Source organism: Bradyrhizobium sp. UFLA05-89, from assembly GCF_059803475.1.
The window spans coordinates 71,942-91,480 of the sequence record NZ_JBANBA010000002.1 but is presented as its reverse complement, the minus strand read 5'-3'; the positions used below and the strand labels follow the sequence as shown (position 1 = coordinate 91,480).

At 62.4% G+C, this 19,539-nt stretch carries 16 protein-coding genes and 1 tRNA gene; 11 read left to right on the top strand and 6 right to left on the bottom strand.

The window, feature by feature from the left end; all coding sequences use genetic code 11:
• Positions 1-207 precede the first annotated feature (207 nt).
• From SO139_RS01680 to SO139_RS01640, 9 genes are all read left to right on the top strand, one after another.
• On the top strand, positions 208-2,259 hold the full coding sequence (locus SO139_RS01680; RefSeq protein WP_449377592.1) for an acyl CoA:acetate/3-ketoacid CoA transferase: 2,052 nt from the start codon (positions 208-210) through the stop codon (positions 2,257-2,259).
• Positions 2,260-2,377: 118 nt separating this feature from the next.
• On the top strand, positions 2,378-3,559 hold the full coding sequence (locus SO139_RS01675) for a substrate-binding domain-containing protein (RefSeq protein WP_449377703.1): 1,182 nt from the start codon (positions 2,378-2,380) through the stop codon (positions 3,557-3,559).
• A gap of 224 nt (positions 3,560-3,783) precedes the next feature.
• Positions 3,784-4,560 carry an ABC transporter ATP-binding protein gene (locus tag SO139_RS01670; RefSeq protein ID WP_449377593.1) on the top strand — a complete coding sequence of 259 codons (777 nt, stop codon included), beginning with the start codon at positions 3,784-3,786 and terminating at the stop codon, positions 4,558-4,560.
• Complete coding sequence (locus tag SO139_RS01665) at positions 4,557-5,279, top strand: ABC transporter ATP-binding protein (RefSeq protein WP_449377594.1); 723 nt, start codon at positions 4,557-4,559, stop codon at positions 5,277-5,279. Before SO139_RS01670 ends, SO139_RS01665 begins: the two co-directional genes overlap by 4 nt.
• Complete coding sequence (locus SO139_RS01660; protein ID WP_449377595.1) at positions 5,276-6,286, top strand: branched-chain amino acid ABC transporter permease; 1,011 nt, start codon at positions 5,276-5,278, stop codon at positions 6,284-6,286. Before SO139_RS01665 ends, SO139_RS01660 begins: the two co-directional genes overlap by 4 nt.
• On the top strand, positions 6,283-7,353 hold the full coding sequence (locus SO139_RS01655; protein ID WP_449377596.1) for a branched-chain amino acid ABC transporter permease: 1,071 nt from the start codon (positions 6,283-6,285) through the stop codon (positions 7,351-7,353). Before SO139_RS01660 ends, SO139_RS01655 begins: the two co-directional genes overlap by 4 nt.
• Before the next feature lie 204 nt (positions 7,354-7,557).
• Positions 7,558-10,668 carry a bifunctional diguanylate cyclase/phosphodiesterase gene (locus SO139_RS01650; RefSeq protein WP_449377597.1) on the top strand — a complete coding sequence of 1,037 codons (3,111 nt, stop codon included), beginning with the start codon at positions 7,558-7,560 and terminating at the stop codon, positions 10,666-10,668.
• Positions 10,669-10,670: 2 nt separating this feature from the next.
• On the top strand, positions 10,671-11,726 hold the full coding sequence (locus tag SO139_RS01645) for a sensor domain-containing diguanylate cyclase (RefSeq protein WP_449377598.1): 1,056 nt from the start codon (positions 10,671-10,673) through the stop codon (positions 11,724-11,726).
• 58 nt (positions 11,727-11,784) lie between these two features.
• A tRNA-Arg gene (locus tag SO139_RS01640) sits at positions 11,785-11,861 on the top strand.
• 96 nt (positions 11,862-11,957) lie between these two features.
• On the opposite strand, the gene SO139_RS01635 is transcribed toward SO139_RS01640, so the two are convergent.
• From SO139_RS01635 to SO139_RS01625, 3 genes are all read right to left on the bottom strand, one after another.
• Positions 11,958-12,179, bottom strand: coding sequence for a KH domain-containing protein (locus SO139_RS01635; RefSeq protein WP_449377638.1), 222 nt, complete (start codon positions 12,177-12,179; stop codon positions 11,958-11,960).
• 11 nt (positions 12,180-12,190) lie between these two features.
• Complete coding sequence (locus tag SO139_RS01630; protein WP_449377639.1) at positions 12,191-12,334, bottom strand: hypothetical protein; 144 nt, start codon at positions 12,332-12,334, stop codon at positions 12,191-12,193.
• 315 nt (positions 12,335-12,649) lie between these two features.
• Positions 12,650-13,465: a hypothetical protein gene (locus tag SO139_RS01625; protein WP_474800043.1), complete on the bottom strand. Its 816-nt coding sequence runs from the start codon at positions 13,463-13,465 to the stop codon at positions 12,650-12,652.
• Positions 13,466-14,685: 1,220 nt separating this feature from the next.
• Between SO139_RS01625 and SO139_RS01620 the strand changes: the two genes are divergently transcribed.
• Positions 14,686-14,922, top strand: coding sequence for a DUF6894 family protein (locus SO139_RS01620; protein ID WP_449377641.1), 237 nt, complete (start codon positions 14,686-14,688; stop codon positions 14,920-14,922).
• 1,333 nt (positions 14,923-16,255) lie between these two features.
• A complete protein-coding gene (locus SO139_RS01615) occupies positions 16,256-17,077 on the top strand; it encodes a class I SAM-dependent methyltransferase (RefSeq protein WP_474800045.1) in 822 nt (273 codons plus the stop codon).
• 197 nt (positions 17,078-17,274) lie between these two features.
• On the opposite strand, the gene SO139_RS01610 is transcribed toward SO139_RS01615, so the two are convergent.
• From SO139_RS01610 to SO139_RS01600, 3 genes are all read right to left on the bottom strand, one after another.
• On the bottom strand, positions 17,275-17,664 hold the full coding sequence (locus tag SO139_RS01610) for a VOC family protein (RefSeq protein ID WP_498539581.1): 390 nt from the start codon (positions 17,662-17,664) through the stop codon (positions 17,275-17,277).
• A 594-nt stretch (positions 17,665-18,258) separates the two neighbouring features.
• Positions 18,259-18,546 carry a hypothetical protein gene (locus SO139_RS01605; protein WP_449377643.1) on the bottom strand — a complete coding sequence of 96 codons (288 nt, stop codon included), beginning with the start codon at positions 18,544-18,546 and terminating at the stop codon, positions 18,259-18,261.
• A gap of 574 nt (positions 18,547-19,120) precedes the next feature.
• Positions 19,121-19,414: a hypothetical protein gene (locus SO139_RS01600; RefSeq protein WP_449377644.1), complete on the bottom strand. Its 294-nt coding sequence runs from the start codon at positions 19,412-19,414 to the stop codon at positions 19,121-19,123.
• Positions 19,415-19,539 lie beyond the last annotated feature (125 nt).

Below are 19,539 nucleotides of genomic sequence, written 5' to 3'. Positions count from 1 at the left end.
CCTCGTCTAGCGCCGCAGGGAGCGGCCTGTTCGAGGGTCGCTCCCCGCGATAAGATCGACCAAAGCGCGATGAGATTAGGTAGAATCGTCATCGCGCTTTAGGTTGTTGTTTGAGCATGATCTTTCCGGAAAACCGCTTCACACTTCTCCGGATCATGCTTTAGAGCAACAATAACGGCATGCGGTCCAGGGATCGGGAGAAACGCCGTGAGCCAGCACCCAGCTCTGCCTTACCTACGCAATTCCGAGAAGGGCAAGATCGTCACGGCGGCGGAAGCCGTCATGCTGATCCGCGACGGCGACACGGTCGCCACCGGCGGCTTCGTCGGCATCGGCTTTGCCGAGGAGATTGCGATTGCGCTGGAGGAGCTCTATCTCTCCAACGAGGGCGATGCGCCCTATACGCAAGGCAAACCGCAGAATCTGACGCTGGTCTATGCGGCGGGCCAGGGCGACGGCAAGCATCGCGGCCTCAACCATTTCGCGCATGAGGGCCTGGTCCGCCGCGTGATCGGCGGGCATTGGGGACTTGCCCCCAAATTGCAGCAGCTCGCAATCGCGGGCCAGATCGAGGCCTACAACCTGCCACAGGGCGTCATCACGCATCTGTTCCGCGACATCGCCGCGCACCGTCCCGGCCACATCACCCGCGTCGGCATGGGCACCTTCGTCGACCCCCGCAACGGCGGCGGCAAGCTGAACGCGCGCACCACCGAGGACATGGTGGAGCTGATCAAGATCGGCGGCGAGGAGTGCCTGCTGTACAGGACGTTTCCGATCCATGTCGGGATCATTCGCGCCACCACCGGCGATCCCGACGGCAACCTGACCATGGAGAAGGAGGCGCTGACGCTTGAAGCGCTCGCCATCGCTATGGCCGCGCATAATTCCGGCGGCATCGTCATCGCCCAGGTCGAGCGGGTCGCCGAAAGCGGCAGCCTCAATCCGCGCCAGGTCAAGATCCCCGGCATCCTCGTCGACTGCGTCGTGGTGGCAAAGCCCGAGCACCATTGGCAGACTTTTGGCACGCAATATAACCCGGCCTTCTCGGGCGAGATCAGGGTGCGTGCCACGTCGCTCCCCGCAATGCCAATGAACGAGCGCAAGATCATCGCCCGCCGCGCCGCCTTCGAATTGAAGGCCAACAGCGTCGTCAATCTCGGCATCGGCATGCCCGAGGGAATCGCCTCGATTGCCAACGAGGAGCGGATCATCGATCTCATCACGCTGACGGCCGAGCCCGGCGTGATCGGCGGCATCCCCGCCAGCGGAATCGACTTTGGCGCGGCGATCAACACGCAGGCCGTGATCGACCAGCCCTACCAGTTCGATTTCTACGACGGCGGCGGGCTCGATGCGGCTTTCCTCGGCCTTGCCCAGGTCGATCGTGCCGGCAATCTCAATGTCAGCAAGTTCGGACCGAAGCTTGCCGGCGCCGGCGGCTTCATCAACATCAGCCAGAACGCCAAGGAGGTCGTGTTCGTCGGCACCTTCGGCGCGGGCAAGCAGGCCATTGCGGTCAGCGACGGCAGGCTGTCGATCGTCCAGGAAGCGAAGTCGCGCAAGTTCGTGGACCATGTCGAGCACGTCACCTTCAGCGGCGTCGTGTCGGCGGCGCGTGGGCAGCGCGTGCTCTATGTCACCGAGCGCTGCGTCTTCAGCTTACGACCCGACGGCCTCGAGCTCGTCGAGGTCGCCCCCGGCATCGATATCGAGCGCGACATCCTGCGCCTGATGGACTTCAAGCCGCTGATCCCGCGCGACCCCGCCCCGATGGACGCGCGCATTTTCCGCGACGATCTGATGGAGCTGCGCGAACGGCTTCTGACGATCCCGCTCGACCAGCGCTTCACGCTGGACGAGCAGCAGAACCTGTTCTTCGTCAACCTGGAACGCTATCCCCTGCGCAGCAAGGCCGATATCGACGCCATCGCGCGGATCGTCGAGGCCAGGCTCGCCCCGCTCGGCCGCCGGGTCTACGCCATCGTCAACTACGACAACTTCTCGATCCTCCCCGAGCTGATGGACGACTACTCGGCCATGGTCCGCAGCCTCGTCGACCGCTTCTATTCCGGCGTGTCGCGCTATACGACTTCAGGGTTCCTGCGCATCAAGCTCGGCGAGGCCTTGGAGAAGCGCGGCGTAGCACCGCACATCTTCGAGAGCGCAGCCGAAGCGCAGTCGGACTGGCGGCAGATCGAAGGGACGGACGGACGCGATGACGGCGCGTCACGCGGCGCGCGGCAGGCTCAAAAATGATGCAGGCCTTGCATGCGCGATTTCAGGCGGAAGGTTGAATTGCAATGTTCGCCGCGCTGTGCAAATCGCTGTTGCCCAACAAAATCAATCAGGAGGGACCATCTTGCGTTTACCAGTCATAATAACAACAACCATAGCAACAACGATTTTTGGCCTCGCCGCAGCCACCGCCGCGCGCGCAGATGACCTGAAGATCGCGCTGATCTACGGCAAGACCGGTCCGCTGGAGGCCTATGCCAAGCAGACCGAGACCGGCCTGCAAATGGGTTTTGAATACGCCACCAAGGGCACCATGACGCTCGACGGTCGCAAGATCGTCATCATCACCAAGGACGACCAGGGCAAGCCGGACCTTGCCAAGGCCGCGCTCGCCGAAGCCTATCAGGACGACAAGGTCGATATCGCGATCGGCACGACGTCGTCGGCCGCGGCGCTGGCGATCCTGCCCGTTGCCGAAGAGAACAAGAAGATTCTGATCGTCGAGCCTGCCGTCGCGGACCAGATTACCGGCGAGAAGTGGAATCGCTACATCTTCCGCACCGCGCGCAACTCCTCGCAGGACGCGATCTCCAACGCGGTCGCGATCGGCAAGCAGGGCGTCACCGTTGCGACGCTGGCTCAGGACTATGCCTTCGGCCGCGACGGCGTCGCCGCCTTCAAGGAGGCGCTGGCCAAGACCGGCGCGACGTTAGCTGCCGAAGAATATGCCCCGACCTCGACCACCGACTTCACCGCGGTCGGCCAGCGTCTGTTCGACGCGCTAAAGGACAAGCCGGGCCGCAAGGTGATCTGGGTGATCTGGGCGGGCGCCGGCAATCCGCTGGCCAAGCTCCAGGACATGGATCCGAAACGCTACGGCATCGAGCTCTCGACCGGCGGCAACATCCTGCCGGCGCTCGCGGCATACAAGGCGCTGCCGGGCATGGAAGGCGCGACCTATTACTACTATGACATCCCGAAGAACCCGGTGAACGACTGGCTGGTGGCCGAGCACCAGAAGCGCTTCAACGCGCCGCCGGACTTCTTCACCGCGGGTGGCTTTGCCGCTGCGATGTCCGTCGTCGCCGCCGTCACCAAGGCGAAGTCGACCGACACCGAGAAGCTGATCACGGCGATGGAAGGCATGGAATTCGACACGCCGAAGGGCAAGATGGTGTTCCGCAAAGAAGACCATCAGGCGCTCCAGAGCATGTATCACTTCAAGGTCAAGGTCGATCCGAACGTTGCCTGGGCCATCCTCGAGCCGGTGCGCGAGCTGAAGATCGAGGACATGAACGTTCCGATCCGCAACAAGCGCTGAGCTTCTTTCTTCACCTCCCCCGCTTGCGGGGGAGGCCGGGTGGGGGCTCTTTCCTCTTGGGGGTTCTCGCCTGCGGAGACACCCTCTCCCGTAGCCGACGCTCCGCATCGGCGTCCTTTTCTAGAACGGCGGCCGCAGGCCGCCTATGCCTCCCCCGCAAGCGGGGGAGGGTGCGCAGTATGATCCGCGGTTAGATCCTCATCTCATCATTCGCCAGACTGCCAATGACGCTGACCCTTGAAACCCGCGACCTCACCATCCGCTTCGGCGGCCATGTCGCGGTCAACAACGTCACCTGTAGCTTCCGCCCGGGCGAGCTCACCGCCATCGTCGGACCGAACGGCGCCGGCAAGACCACCTATTTCAACCTGATCTCGGGCCAGTTGCGCGCGACGAGCGGCAGCATTTTGTTCGACGGTACCGACATCACCGAGCATTCCGCGCCGCTGCGCACCCGCGCCGGCCTCGGCCGCGCGTTCCAGCTCACAAACCTGTTTCCGAACCTGACGGTGGAAGAGAATGTCCGCCTCGCCGTGCAGGCGGCGAACGGCACGCATTACGAGATGCTGCGGCCCTGGATGGTGCGGCGTGACCTGATCACGCGCGCGGACGGCATCCTCGATCAGGTCGCGCTCGGCGGCCGCCGCGGCGTCGCCGCGACCGCACTGTCGCACGGCGACCAGCGCAAGCTCGAGGTCGCGCTGATGATCGCGCTGGAGCCGAAAGTGTTCATGTTCGACGAGCCGACCGCAGGCATGAGCATCGACGAGGTGCCCGTCGTTCTCAATCTCATCGCACAGCTCAAGCAGGACAGCAGCAAGATCATCCTCCTGGTCGAGCACAAGATGGACGTGGTGCGTTCGCTCGCCGACCGCATCATCGTGCTGCACAACGGACAACTCGTTGCCGATGGTCCGCCGGCCGAGGTGATCGCTTCCCCCATCGTGCAGGAAGCCTATCTCGGCGTCGCACCCAAGAAAGCTGCAGAGGGCGCAGCATGACCGACCTACTGACACTGTCCGGCGTGCACACCCATATCGGCCGCTATCACATCCTCCAGGGCATCGACCTCGTGGTCCCTCAGGGGCAGACCACCATGCTGCTCGGGCGCAACGGCGCCGGCAAGACCACGACGCTGCGCACCATCATGGGCCTGTGGCAGGCCTCCAGCGGCGAGATCAGCCTCGCCGGCGCGCGCATCGAGGGCCGCGCCACGCCCGACATCGCCCGGCTCGGCGTCGGCTACGTACCGGAGAGCATGGCGGTGTTCTCCGACCTCACGGTGAGGGAGAACCTGGTGCTGGCGGCGCGCGACGGCCCGCTCGACGACGCCCAGCTCGATTGGATTTTTGGCTTCTTCCCGGCGCTGCGCCGCTTCTGGCTGTCGCGCGCCGGCAGTCTCTCCGGCGGGCAGAAGCAGATGCTCTCGATTGCGCGGGCCATCATCGAGCCGCGCAAGCTCTTGCTGATCGACGAGCCGACCAAGGGGCTGGCGCCCGCGATCGTCATGGCGCTGATCGAGTGCCTGAAGGAGATCAAGCGCAAGGGCGCGACGATTCTCCTGGTCGAACAGAACTTCTTTGCCGCCCGCGAGCTCGGCGACAGCGTGCTGGTCATGGACAACGGCAAAATCGTCCATCGCGGCGAGATGGCGGCGCTCGCCGCCGACGTGCCGCTCCAGGAGCGGCTGCTCGGCCTGAGCCTAGAGGCACATCAATGACCGACCTTGCCGCAACCGATCCGCTGCCGAAGCCGAAACGCGACATCGCGCCGATCCTGCTGCCGATTGCGCTCGCACTCGCCGTGATTCCCTTCGTCGGCTCGACCAGCTCCTGGCTCACTCTGACTGCCGCGAGCCTCGCCATGGGCATGATGATCTTCATCATGGCCTCGGGGCTCACGCTGGTGTTCGGCCTGATGGACGTGCTCAATTTCGGCCACGGCGCCTTCATCGCGGTCGGCGCCTATGTGGCGACCCTGATCCTGCTGCCGTTCGCGGCCGCGATGCAGGCGGATTCGCTCTGGCTAAACCTTGCGGTGCTTGCGCCGGCCGCGCTGCTCTCGATGGCGGTGTCCGGCGCGCTCGGCCTCGTCGTCGAACGCGTGCTGATCCTCCCCGTCTACGGCCAGCACCTGAAGCAGATTTTGATGACGACCGGCGGCCTGATCGTCGCCGAGCAGACGCTTTATGCCGTGTGGGGCCCGCAGATCATCCCGCTGCCGCTGCCGACCTCGCTACGCGGCTCCTTCATCATCGGCGACGTCGCGATCGCGAAATACCGCCTGCTTGCGATGCTGGTCGGCCTCGTCGTCTTCATCGCGATCCAGCTCGTGCTCAACCGCAGCAAGCTCGGGCTCCTGATCCGCGCCGGCGTCGAGAACCGCGAGATGGTGGAGGCGCTCGGCTATCGTATCCGCCGCCTGTTCCTCGGCGTGTTCATGACGGGATCGGCCCTCGCCGGCCTCGGCGGCGTGATGTGGGCGCTCTATCGCGAGCAGGTTCACGCCTCCATGAGCGACGACCTCACCGTGCTGATCTTCATTGTCGTCATCATTGGCGGGTTAGGTTCGATCGGCGGCTGCTTCATCGGCGCACTTCTGGTCGCCATGGTCGCAAATTACGGCGGCTTCCTGGTGCCGAAACTCGCACTCGTCTCTAACATCCTACTGATGGTCGCCGTTCTGATGTGGCGGCCGCGCGGCCTCTATGCGGTGACCAGCCGATGATGATCCTGTCAGGCGACCCGCCGCGGAGCCGCGTTCTCACCCTCACTCTCCTCGTCATCATCCTGGCGCTGGCGGCAACGCCCTATTTGTTTCCGGGCGCCAAGGCGATGAACGTGGCGGCCAAGATCTGCATCTTCGCTGCGCTGGTCGCCTCCTATGACCTCCTGCTCGGCTACACCGGCACGGTGTCGTTCGCCCACACCATGTTCTACGGCATCGGTAGCTACGCGATCGCGATCGCGCTCTATTCGATGGGGCCCAATTGGGGTGCGGTGGCAACCGGCATCGTCATCGGCCTGCCCCTTGCGGCGCTGCTGGCGCTTGCGATCGGGCTGTTCTCGCTTAGGGTCGCGGCGATCTTCTTTGCAATGATCACGCTTGCGGTCGCCTCCGCTTTCCAGGTGTTGGCCTCGCAGCTCTCCTGGCTGACCGGCGGCGAGGACGGGCGGAGCTTTCAACTGCCGGAGCTACTGCGGCCTGGCACCGTGCTGATCCCAAAGAGCCTTGCAGGTTTCGAGTTCAACGGCCGGACCCTGACCTTCTATCTCGTCTTCGTTGCGTCGGCCCTGATGATCCTCGCGCTGCTGCGAGTCGTGAACTCTCCGTTCGGCCGCGTGCTCCAGGCGATCCGCGAGAACCGGTTTCGCGCCGAGGCACTCGGCTACCGCACCGTATTCCACCTCACCTATGCCAATTGCCTGGCTGCGCTGGTTGCCGCCAGCGCCGGCATCCTCAACGCTCTGTGGCTACGCTACGCCGGCCCCGACACCTCGCTGAGCTTCTCGATCATGCTGGATATTCTCCTGATGGTCGTGATCGGCGGCATGGGCACGATCTACGGCGCGATCATCGGCGCGACGATCTTCATCCTTGCGCAGAACTATCTGCAATCGTTGATGGGCGTTGCCTCGAAGGCAGCAGCCGACGCCGGCCTGCCGCTGCTGCCAGGCCTGTTGCACCCGGATCGCTGGCTGCTGTGGCTCGGACTGCTCTTCATTGCCAGCGTCTACTTCTTTCCGACCGGCGTGGTCGGACGTCTGCGCAATGCCGGCGCCAAGAAGACGTGACGCCTCACGCGTTAAGCCGTCATTAACGATGCGGCGCCCGCCCCTTCATCTGTGCAATACACAACCTTGAGACGACGCAGCACGATTCATCGCTTGCCAGACCGGCCTAATGGCCTTGTGGTAACCGATTAAAGCTTGGGTAACCGGCTTTCCTAAGGTTTGGGCCATCTGTGCATAGTAAGCCTCTTCCCCTAGGGAGGGGGAATGCGCCGGATGTCGTCCACGATCACGAGCAGAATATCCGCGGCCGCCAGGGGCGGCTGGAACGCTGCCATACGGCGCGGACCCGTGCTGTGGCTGACGCTGAGCGGCGCCCTGCTGGTGGCCGGCATTTTCGTCGTCACCACCATGGCGATCGGCGACTTCCGCGAACGCGCCCTCGTCAACAACGAGCGCGAGCTGGAAAACACGGTGCTCTTGCTGACTCGCCATTTCGATCAGCAGTTCGAGGATGCCGAGACTGTCGCCGCCGATCTGATCGCGCAGATGAACCTGCCAGACATCTCCTCGCCCGAGATGTTCCGCGAGCGCATGTCGAGCGATGAAGCCCATCGCATGCTTACGAACAAGATCAGCGCCGTGAACTATCTCGGCGATATCGCGATCTACGACACCGACGGCAACATCATCAACTGGTCGCGACACGAGCCGTTGCCGAAGATCAACATCTCCTCACGGGCCTATTTCCAGACCTTCAAATCCGATCCGCAATCCGAGCCGGTGCTGCTGGAAACCGTGCGCAGCCTTCTCATCGGCAGGTGGACCACGGTGGTGGCACGCCGGCTGACGAGCCCGCAGGGCGAATTCCTCGGCGTCATGCTGCGCCGGATCGATCCTGAGAGCTATCAGAAATATTTCTCCTCCGTTGCGCTCGGCAAGGGCGCAGCCATCTCGCTGTTCGACCGCCGCGGCGCGATGCTGGCACGCTACCCGCACATCGATGAGCTGATCGGAAAAAGTTACGCCAACGCACCGTTGTTGCAGAAGATTGCGACCAAGGGTGGCCGGCAGACGGTGCGGATCGAGAAGAGTCCGATCGACGGTCAGGGGCGGCTGGGTGCCGGTGCGCCGCTCGTGCATTTCCCGATCATCATCATCGCGACCAATACGATGGAATCGGCGCTTGCGGACTGGCGCGAGCAAACCCGTTTCATGATCATCGCGGCCACGCTGGTGGCGACGATCATTGCACTCATCCTCTATCTCATCATCCGCCAGATCAGTCGCCAGAGTCGCGAGGCGCAAGCGCGAATCGAGTCGGAACGACTGCGGCTCGACACTGCGCTGAATAACATGTCGCAGGGCCTGGTCCTCTACGACGCCACCGGACACATCGTCACCTGCAACCGGCGCTATACCGACCTGTTCGGCCTGTCCCCGGACGTCATCAAGCCCGGCTGCCACATCCAAGACGCAATGTACCACTGCAAGGAGATGGGGCTATTCGACGGCGACGTCATCGAATTCTGCGCCGGCGTGATGCGGATCGTCGCCGAGGGCAAGGTCTCGACAAAAGTGACGGAGCTGCCCGATGGGCGCGCCTTCCAGATCATCGATACGCCGCTCGCACAGGGCGGATGGGTCGCCACGATCGAGGAGATCACCGAGCGACGCAATCTCGAGCAGGAGCGCGACCGTAACTACACTTTCCTGCGCGAGATCATCGACCACATCCCGTCGCAGATCACGGTGAAGGACGCGCGCACGCGACAATATCTGCTGGTCAACCGGATTGCCGATGACGTGTTCGGTGAATCCGGCGCGTCGATCGTCGGCAAGACCGCCTTCGACATTATTCCGGAGCGGGACGCCAAGACCGTCACTTGCGACGACGACCGCCTGCTGCGATCGCCCGACGAGCTGCTCGTGGACGAGCGGGCCTGGGAAACGCGCACCGGCGGCCGCCGCCATGTCATCTCCAAGCGCATCGGCATTCGCGACAAGGCCGGCGAGCCGCGCTACATCATCAACGTCATCGAGGACGTGACCGAGCGGCGCCGCGCCGACGAGAAGATCGCGCATATGGCGCATTACGACGCGCTGACCGACCTGCCGAACCGCGTGCTGTTCCGCGAGCAGATCGAGCGCGAGCTCGAGAAGGTCGCGAGCGGCCAGCAGTTCGCGCTGCTTTACATCGACGTCGACGAGTTCAAGGGCATCAACGATTCACTCGGCCATCATGTCGGCGACGAGCTGTTGAAGGCGGTCGCGGCCCGCATCCGCGCCTGTCTCAAGCCGGGCGACCTGATCGCGCGGCTCGGCGGCGACGAGTTCGCGGTGATCCAGACCAGGATCGAGACATCCGCCGACGTGCTCGCGTTCGTGACGCGGATCCACGAGGCGATCCGCCGGCCCTACCATTGTCTCGGCCATCAGCTCTCGACCGATGCCTCGATCGGCATCGCGCTGGCGCCGCAGGACGGCATCGATCTCGACCAGCTGATCAAGAATGCCGACCTCGCGATGTACGGCGCCAAGGCGGAGGGACGCCGCACCTATCGCTTCTTCGTGCCGGCGATGGATGCGTGTGCCAAGGCACGCCTTGCGATGGAGCAGGACCTGCGTCAGGCCCTGGTCGACGGCGGCTTCGAGCTTCACTATCAGCCGCTGGTCAATCTGCGCTCCGGCGAGGTCTCCGGCTGCGAGGCGCTGCTCCGCTGGCGCCACCCCGAACGCGGCATGGTCTCGCCGGCCGAGTTCATTCCCGTGGCTGAGGACACCGGCCTGATCAACGAGCTCGGCGACTGGGTGCTGCGCACGGCCTGTGCCGAGGCCGCAAGCTGGCCCCGCCATGTGCGGCTTGCGGTCAACGTCTCGCCGGTGCAGCTCAAGTGCGAGACACTGGCTCTGAAGATTGCCGGCGCGCTCGCCGCGTCCGGTCTCGATCCCTGCCGCCTCGAGCTCGAGATCACCGAGGCCGTGCTGATCCGCGACGACGAGGCCGCGCTCTCGATCCTGCATCAGCTCCGCTCGATCGGCGTGCGCATCGCGCTCGACGATTTCGGCACCGGCTATTCGTCGCTGAGCTATCTGAAGCGCTTCCCGTTCGACAAGATCAAGATCGACCGCTGCTTCGTCGCCGACATCGCTGAGACCAGCGGCGCACCCGTCATCGTTCAGGCCGTGGTCAACATCGCCGGCGCCAGCAACATGACCACCGTCGCCGAAGGCGTCGAGACCGAGGCGCAGCGCGATATGCTGCGCGCCCTCGGCTGCACGGAGATGCAGGGCTATCTGTTCAGCGCGCCGAAGGCCGCGAACGATGTGCGAAAACTGTTCAGGCCGAGCAGCGCGCAAGTGCAGGCGGTGGCCTGAAGATGGCGAAGCCCGCCCGCCCCAAACAGTTAGACGTCGCGCATTCCTATGCCGTGCGGCTGATGCAGCATCTGGTGGTCCCGACCTTCGTGATCGACCCCAAGCGCCGCGTCGTGATCTGGAACAGAGCCTGCGAGCGCCTGACCGGGGTTGCCGCCTCCGAAGTGATGGGCACGAGCAAGCACTGGCAGGCCTTCTACGAGACGAAGCGCTATTGTCTTGCCGATCTCGTCGCGCTCGACCTGCCCGAGCAGCTGCCGGAGCTTTATTCCGAATACACCGCGCGCGGTCACAACGGGCTCGGCTTCGGCGCCGAGAACTGGTGCATGATGCCGAAGCTCGGCAACCAGCTCTATCTTGCGATCGATGCTGGCCCGATCCACGACGAGGCCGGCAATCTGATCGCGGTGGTCGAGACCTTGCGCGACCTGACCGACCAGAAGCGCGCCGAGATGGCCCTCAAGGAGCTCGCCAGCAAGGATGGGCTGACCGGGCTCTCCAACCGCCGCTCCTTCGACCAGATGCTGATGACCGAATGGTCGCGCGCGCAGCGGACGCAGCTGCCGCTCTCGCTGCTGTTCGTCGACGTCGACCATTTCAAGCTGTTCAACGACCTGCACGGCCACCAGACCGGCGACGAATGCCTGCGCGCGGTCGCCAACGTCGTCCGCAGCCACGCTGCGCGCCCGCTGGACCTTGCGACGCGCTATGGCGGCGAGGAGTTCGCGATGATCCTCCCCGAGATGAATTGCGAGGCCGCCTGCACCCTCGCCGAGCAGATCCGCTGCGCGGTCATGGACTTGCGGATCACGCATGGCGCGGAGGGCGCCGGCGACCACGTCACGCTCAGCGTCGGCGTCGCAAGCCACGTCCCCGGCGAACACGACGACCGCCCGGACCGATTGCTCGGAGCAGCCGACCAGGCGCTCTACGCCGCCAAACGGCTCGGCCGCAACCGTGTCATCTCCGCCGAAGCCATGTTGGCCGAATTCGCCCGCCTCGATCGCGGGATTCGGGAGGTTCCGGCCCTGGCAGCGCGCCGGTCCAGCCGGAGCTGACAAGGGCGTCGAGCGGAGGTTGCCGACCCCGCGCCAATCAGCTAAATGGGGCCTCGCTGCACCCGTAGCTCAGCTGGATAGAGCGTTGCCCTCCGAAGGCAAAGGTCACACGTTCGAATCGTGTCGGGTGCGCCAGCAAGTTCAAGCAGTTGTACGATTTTCGCCGTTTCGAAGGTGAGCCCGGGTAAGCAAGCCGAACGGCCGCACTAGCCTTTAACGATTCCGGTTATCTCAAGGCTGAACGCGACCGAACAGCTTGTTCGCGAGATCGGCCGAGGCATGAGCCTTGCCGACAAAGGCGGACAGATAACCAAGCACTTCGCCGGTTGCAGAGAGGATTGCGTCGCCCTCGACGCGGTAAGTCTCGCCGTTCTTGCCGATGAGCTTACCATCCTTGACCGATCCGATTGCCTCGCCGGTTTCAGGGTGAAGAACAACACCATAGGCTTCCATCGCGTCGCTCCTCAGCTTTGGCTGTATTGATCGCCGACCGGCACGATCGGCGGCTTCGGCGCCGCGACGGCGAAGGTGATCGGGTTCACGCTCAGGGCGATACTGCCGGGGCTTAGCAAGCCGGTGCTGCCGGCTGTGACGGCGATCTGCGCCATCTGCTTCACAGGCGGCTAAAGATACTCGAAATGGCTGCCGGCAAGCTAGGCGCTGAAGGCGGTGCCGAGAATGACGGGCGCTAATGGGCTACCAGTACGCTGTCTGATCGACATGTCCATGTACTCGAATCAATAGCGCTACCACCTGAACAATACGCTCCCGCGCAGTCCGGGGCGTCACAGGGACGTGAGTGCCCCGCGCCGACCGACCTCACTTGGCATCAGCCCGATCTTGGTTGGGAGGGTTTTCAACACCCACGAAACGCAATAGATCGCGGCCGCCCCGAGCCAGCCGCGAAGCCCCTCGCGCACGGCTCAGGTTGCAGAATTTCCCTCGGAGGTGACATGCAGGATCTTGTCACCCCTTCGGACGCAGCCATCGTCAAAATGGAATCCGAACAAGGTCTCGGCCTCATCTCCGAAGACGGTCAAATACCGGATTTGACCGTGAACGATAATCCGCGCGTCACCCTTGGCGATCGCCATCGCCTGTTCCTGTGTCAGAGGCTCGGTTGAAATCAGTTTTATGCTCTCGACAGCCCCGCTGCCGAGAGAGGAGCTCGACCTGGGCCCAGACTGTTTGAGCGTGAGGGGCCGTTTGTCGCTCTTGAGGCGATATTTGAGGGCTGCCACAAACGTCGTGTTATGCGAGGGCGTCTGGCCACTGTTCTTGGCAACGACAGAGATAGAGACCGGCTTGCCGACTTCGTACTCTTCTGTCCGGCAATTTTGGACGGAGACATAGGCCCGCAATTGCAATCCGGCGTTCCGATCTGCACTTTTGACCAAGGCGCGCGTGGCTAGCCATAACGCCACAGTCGCCAGGAACAGCAGGAACGTGAAGCCGACCAATAGCGTATCGCTTACCTTGAGGCGATAGCCGTAGATGGCCGGCCAATATTCGTCTCCTTCCGGCGTGGCTTCTCTGATCAGATCAGGCCTTTTTCCCCCGAGCACGGCTCCTTTCTCGAGATCAGCTTCGGCGAACTTCTGTTCGTAAACGGGGTTCGCCTGCTTTTCCGTTGTATTGGGTCCATAGACTCCCCAAAAGACGCTTCCGCCGAGCGCGAAGCCCATTACAAGAGCAAACAAGGGCCAAATCAGAGAGCGAGGCGTCATGGCAATTTGCATTGATGTGAAAAACTCAGTTCTGAAGCTAAAGTTGACTTAGAGCCCGCGTTTTGCGGCTCCAAGGCCTCTCTCACCCACGACCGGCAGTAGCTTGAAGGCGCTCCACGTCGCTAGTAATCGATAATTTGCGCCATATTTGCAATGCCGCTTTGATCGCGGGATGTGGCATCGAAAGATCACCCTGGGCGAAATGCGCGAGATCGGATGTCCGACCGGGGCGATTATGGAGCACTAGCAAGTACCGCCCGCACCCAGAGCGCAGCCGTGGGATTGTCAGGAAAAGCCCCAGCTGAAACCTCACGGACAATCAGATTGGTCCCCGGTGGGAGCATAACACCGGTTTCGTCATTAGGAGAGATCACACCCGAAGCTTCCTGCTGAACGTCCCTTCGCCAACCCGGAAGCCGCTGCCGGCAAGCCCGTCGAGCTTGCCGCCGGCATCGAAGCCGTCCAGGACGGCCACATCCCATCTCGGGAAGATCAACGCGCCGTTTCTCTACGCTTAAGGCCAACGGGCCCGAGTTTGGCGCCGGGATCAAACACGCGGTCGAACGCGGTTGGCTCGAGCTGCACGAGAGCGGGACCTATGTCCGGCTCCTGAAGGTCGACGCCGCGGGACATCAATCGGAATGAAAAAGAAACCCGCCTCCGAGTTAGGGAAGAACTGCACGAAATGCGTCCGAAGGCGGGGGCACGAGGACTTAAGTATTGCCATAACATCGAATGACAGTCCGTAAGCCCGCCATCCGACCAGATCAAACTAGCAGGACACCTTGGGAAAAAGTGGTAATTGGGTCTAGCGTGACTCTTGGACGCACCTCTGTGAGGTTGCTGGCCTTTCGAAGATCCGATCGAGGTTAGCCGGGCGCAAGCTGGTCACGCTGCGCGATGCGAGTACATCGCCAAGCTGCCCAAGGCCGTGCACAACGCGCCTTTCATCAAGACTGCCGTCGTGCAGGGGGTTACCGACGGCGCGACGGCTGGCAGAAGCACTGGATCAAGGTGAAGAACCGGAGCCACCCCGCGATGGGGCGCGAGATCTGAGGGCACCTACGTTTAAGCAGTACAGGTCGTGAAACTGCGAGGTATATTCATTTTTGATACGCATGACCAAACCGGATACGGTCGCCAACGTGAAGGACTCATAGACCCGCGATCTCTTAAGGCACCGAGGAACAGTGAAGTGTTGCGAGCGTTGAATTGCGGCTGGAGGCACAGCTGTGATCCGTTATTTTTTCGACATCAGGGACGGAGCCGCGCTTTATCCGGACGAAGAAGGCCTAGAACTGGCGAATCAAAGATCCGCCGAGCGGGAGGCGGTTAATACGTTGGCTGACATGGCGAAGGATCCGCTCGGTATGCGCGATCAGCAGGACATCGCTATCGAAGTCCGCACAGAGGTTGGACCGGTTTTTCAAATCGCCCTCGTATTCGGAGCGAACCGGTTGAAGAACTAGTGAAAATCCGAAGGCATCCCGCCCATGACGCGGATTCGGCGCCGGCAACAGATAGCGGTCGAGGGCGGCTGACTGGAGGCGCACGCGAACGGGACCATGCCGAACCCGCGAACCCAGGGCCTAGGGTTGCAGCATCAAGAGGATGCGATGGCGGTCTTGCTGGCGCCGCCGCTGGCTCTCACGCAACGCCTCCAATTCAGCCTCAGCGTAGCAGGTATCTTGATTCTGTCGTTTCAGACTAACTAGCAGCGCCTCTTGCTCTGCTAAGCGCCGCTCGCACCCAACTACCTCACGCTCTACCTGCCTCAACTCATCGAGAAGTGCGTCATTAATCATCATCATCAAACACGCTGACTCTGCCGACTGGTCCAAGGCAGGGCCCGCGCGGAGAGCCCCGCAAATTGAGACTACCCCGCCTCGCCAGGTCTGGAGAGTTCACTAACGCACACAACCCACATTAAATTTCAAATCCTCCAAGTTCAGTTTTCGATGCGGTCAGCACAGCTCTAGGAACCTAGGATGCTCTCTACACTTGCTTCTTTTTCTTCTCTTCCCAGGGAGCTCCCATGGCCAAAACGAATTGCTTGATTGTGCGAGCCGTCGGAAGTCAACTAGATCAACTGCGCGGAGAGGCATCCCGCCTTTCCCGAGGAAATAAGATCGACTGCTGGGTTGAGCGCGGCGACATTGGGACGCGGTTTTGCTTTGAGACCGCTGAAGCGAAACAAGCGTTTGCGTCAATCTGCGAAAACTTCGCAGTTGCTTGTAGGGAAGTCTAGCGAACGGTGTAGCAGGCCCGCCCGCGTGAACGGTGGCCTGTTCGAGTTTCACTTTTTCAGGCAAAGACCGATTGTCGGCGGGGTCCCGCACTTCGCGCCGTCCGCGGTTCCTCCACTTGGACAGAACACGGAGACAAGGGTTTCGTTGCTGTCGCAGTTGACGGCGCCGTCGGTCTGCACCGTTCGGATATTGAACGACGCTGGATCGCCCTTGTCGCCCTTGTCACCTTTCGGTCCCTGGGGTCCTTGTGGTCCCTGCGCGCCGGCTGGGCCTTGGGCACCTGGCACACCCTGAATCCCTTGGGCACCTTGCGGGCCGGCCGGCCCCTGCGGTCCTGGATCACCTTTCGGTCCAGGCTCCCTGCCACATGCTGCAAGTACGAGCGCGGCAGTCATCACGGCTACCGTAATCACTTTACGCATTGCGATCCTCCCGACGAGCGAAAAACAGTAAACGTAGCGGCAAAATGACACGATGGCCAACAGCGGAGCTTGTGGTGCAATGCGTTAGCCTCTGTGGTCAGGCTTTGATCCGTAAGGGTCGGAGATTTCCAATGTCAGATGCAACGCGATTTCAGTATACGAGCTCCTCGGTTCCGAAAGCTTACGATGAGTTCTTCGTGCCGCGGTTATTCGAGCCATGGGCAATACTGTTGCTCGATGAGGCCAATCTTCAAAGTGGCGAGGCCGTCCTGGACATCGCCACTGGTCCCGGGACGGTTGCACGACTCGCTGCAGCACGAGTTGGGCCCAAGGGCCGCGTCGTGGCGATCGATATCGCACAGCCAATGCTGGACATCGCTAAGGGCAAAGCGCCGCTCCTAGATGCTGCCCTGATTGAATATCTGCAATCTCCGGCCACGCAACTGCCATCCGAGGCCGGCGTGTTCGACGCGGTGTTGTGCCAGCAGGGATTGCAGTTCTTTCCTGATAGACCGGCCGCCCTGAGAGAGATGCATCGAGTACTGAAGCCAAATGGACGTGCGGCAATGGCCGTGTGGGCGGAGCTTGAACGCAATCCGATATTCGTAGCGTACCATACAGCCCTGCGTGCCACAGTGCCCTCCGAGCTGGCCGATTTAGCGACAGCACCGTTCAGTTTCTCAAGCGGCACGGCGTTGAAGGCCGCAGCCGAAAATGCGGGTTTCCGCCAAGTCCGTTTGTTGACGCCGAAGCTGCTCATGGTGTTGGAGGGTGGGTTGGAGCAAGCAGTACAATCCTTCGCTGCCACGCCAATATCGCCGAGTGTTGCAGCACTTCCCCAAGACGTTCAGGAAGCTTTCTTTGCCCGCGTGCGGCACGAAATGACTCCCCTCTTAAGGGAGGGCAAGGTGGTCGGGGAAATGCATTCAAATATCATCATAGCCAATCGCTAACTTCACGCCCGATCCATGCTGGTGAGCGGCCGACATGTCAAAGCAACGCAAGGATGTTTGGGCCAGTGGAAACGCCTACGCGCCGAAATTTATAGAGCCTGAGCATGATCTCCGCGCAAACCCGTTCCGCGTTTGTCGCGGGGGAAAACCGCTCCACACTTTTTCGGATCATGGACTGGGTTCGCAGCCGTGGCGCCTCAGTTGCGCTGGATCAGGTCCCAGCGGTTGCCACAGATATCCCTGAAAACCGCGACGACCCCATAGGCCTCATACCGCGGCTCTTCGACGAAGCGCACGCCGGCTGCGATCATGCGCGCATGATCGCGACCAAAATCATCCGTCTCCAGGAACAGAAAGACCCGCCCGCCGGCCTGGTCACCAATGCGCGCTACTTGGGCCGGATTGTCAGCCCGCGCCAATAGCAGGCCGGAGCCGGCGCCCCCCCGTGGGCGCACGACCACCCAACGCTTGCCGCCGCCAAGCGGCGTGTCCTCGCAGAGCTCGAAATCCAGGGCACCGGTGAAGAAGGCGATCGCCTCGTCATAGTCCGCGACTACGAGGCTGACGAGGGAAAGCCGCTGATTCATCGTCCAACCAAGGGAGTTGCGCGACGTTGGCTGTCAAGAAGGGCAGGATACCATGATATCGGCTCGGTCAGGCGGCAGCGCGATGTGGCGTGCTGCAGCGTGAGTGCATGTAGCCGCTCAATTCCAGAGCCGGCGCACCTCCTCCAGTCAGCCAATGGTGTGTGCATTGCAAAACGGCATAGAGGCCCTAGCGCATTTCCTTCCGCGGGTGCATGCTGCCTTTCGCGGGGCTATGAGGAGGCTTGGCGATGCGTCACCCATCCAAACCGCTACTCGACAAGGCATTCGCTTACAAGGCCGGCGCGATCGGTCTCGGGTTGCTTCCCATAGCTATGGCGTTCGCTGCAGTCCTTATACCCTGATCGCGGCGTCGGACCCGCGAGCGCGACTTCGCAAGGCTTTCCACACCTGCGACCAGCAGTGGGCTTGCACTGCGCGGGTCCACTAGGAGTTTATCATTTGCCAGCCAGTTTCGGACGTCGCTGATCGCGGCATGCACCGCCCTCGCCCGCCGCAACGAGGGCGTTCCTTGTCGTGCGACTCGACTGGTCTACTTCGGCAATGCGCCGTTGTCGCGAGCGGACGGTGCCTGCCTCAGAGCGGGCAAGCTGTGCCCGGCGCCGGCGCGCACCCCTGACCAGGAATGATCGGTTGTGGCGTCGGAAGCGGCGGCCACGGATGAATCGGCACCGGATGGATCGGCACCGGATCGACCGGGATATGTGGCGGCCACCACGGCAACGGCGGAGGGCCGATGTGCACGGGAGGCAGCGGACCGATGATGATCGGCAAAGCGGGGTTCGCGGCATTACTGTCGGCATGCGCGACGCCGACCAATGCGCTCACAACGAGGGATGAGAGGCAGAACGCACGGAAAATCATTGTCGTCGGCTCCTGACTGGGCGCACGGCCAATACGATCGTGCCAAGCAAGAATTCCATTGCGCATCGCCAGCGCCAAGCCGGACATGAGAGCTAGAGATAAACGACTAGTCCCAAACAACTAGCCGCTCACCGAGGCGCAGCCGCAATCGAAAGCCCAGTTTGATGGACCGATTCTGCGGCGCGGCGGCAAGCTGACGGAGACACCGTCGAGCTTCCCGAGGTCTCTTTCAGTTTCAGTGCTTGCTCGGTTCGAACATCACGATCACGCCGGTGGGCTCCGGCTCGTGCGCCCTGAGGCTCGTCAGTTCCGGGGCGGTTCGGTCAGCGAGACCGTTGGTCTGTTCTTGAATACGTCGCCGATGGCGCGAAAAAAAATCGATACATGGATCGATACATGGAAGGTGCTTTTGAGGGTAACACGCGAGCGTTGAGTAACGCGCTGTCGCGGGCAACCGCCGGTTCGGTCGCAAAGTCGCGACGAGCGGCATCACTGACGCGTCTCGCGTCCAGTCGTCATCGACCGCGGCACGCCCATCAGCGCGCCGACGGCCGTCGCGGTCGCGCAAACTCCTTCAATGCTTGCTCGGCTCGAACACCACGATCACGCCGGTCGGCTCCGGCTCGTGCGCCCTGAGGCTGGTCAGCTCCGGATCGCTCCAGTCGGCAAGGCTGACGACTTCGCCGGTCCGGCTCTCCATCGCGGATGAGTCGGTGGGCTCCAGCACTTTCAGTCCGCTCTCGTCGACGAAGAACGTATGATCTCCGAACAGGCTGTTGAGCTGAGGCACGGCCGGGTGTCCGTCGGGAAGCACCTGGGCGTCCAACTGTCTCATGGTCTCCTTGACCTGGATGGCGTTCAGCTTCATGAGCCGCTCCATTTCGCGCTTGTGTGGTGTCCCTGGCGTCGCCGTGGCGGACTTTGTTCCAGCACTGGCCGCCCCGGCTTAGACTCCCGAACAGATCGCACGCGCAATTGTTCCGCAGCGCCTCC

Excerpts from the sequence above, each read along its gene's own strand:
- SO139_RS01650 (WP_449377597.1), top strand. The coding sequence starts at position 7,558 with ATGCGCCGGATGTCGTCCACGATCACGAGCAGAATATCCGCGGCCGCC.
- SO139_RS01665 (WP_449377594.1), top strand. The coding sequence starts at position 4,557 with ATGACCGACCTACTGACACTGTCCGGCGTGCACACCCATATCGGCCGC.
- SO139_RS01655 (WP_449377596.1), top strand. The coding sequence starts at position 6,283 with ATGATGATCCTGTCAGGCGACCCGCCGCGGAGCCGCGTTCTCACCCTC.
- SO139_RS01615 (WP_474800045.1), top strand. The coding sequence starts at position 16,256 with ATGTCAGATGCAACGCGATTTCAGTATACGAGCTCCTCGGTTCCGAAA.
- SO139_RS01670 (WP_449377593.1), top strand. The coding sequence starts at position 3,784 with ATGACGCTGACCCTTGAAACCCGCGACCTCACCATCCGCTTCGGCGGC.
- SO139_RS01600 (WP_449377644.1), bottom strand. The coding sequence starts at position 19,414 with ATGAAGCTGAACGCCATCCAGGTCAAGGAGACCATGAGACAGTTGGAC.
- SO139_RS01610 (WP_498539581.1), bottom strand. The coding sequence starts at position 17,664 with ATGAATCAGCGGCTTTCCCTCGTCAGCCTCGTAGTCGCGGACTATGAC.
- SO139_RS01625 (WP_474800043.1), bottom strand. The coding sequence starts at position 13,465 with ATGCAAATTGCCATGACGCCTCGCTCTCTGATTTGGCCCTTGTTTGCT.
- SO139_RS01635 (WP_449377638.1), bottom strand. The coding sequence starts at position 12,179 with ATGGAAGCCTATGGTGTTGTTCTTCACCCTGAAACCGGCGAGGCAATC.
- SO139_RS01605 (WP_449377643.1), bottom strand. The coding sequence starts at position 18,546 with ATGATTTTCCGTGCGTTCTGCCTCTCATCCCTCGTTGTGAGCGCATTG.
- SO139_RS01630 (WP_449377639.1), bottom strand. The coding sequence starts at position 12,334 with ATGGCGCAGATCGCCGTCACAGCCGGCAGCACCGGCTTGCTAAGCCCC.
- SO139_RS01645 (WP_449377598.1), top strand. The coding sequence starts at position 10,671 with ATGGCGAAGCCCGCCCGCCCCAAACAGTTAGACGTCGCGCATTCCTAT.
- SO139_RS01660 (WP_449377595.1), top strand. The coding sequence starts at position 5,276 with ATGACCGACCTTGCCGCAACCGATCCGCTGCCGAAGCCGAAACGCGAC.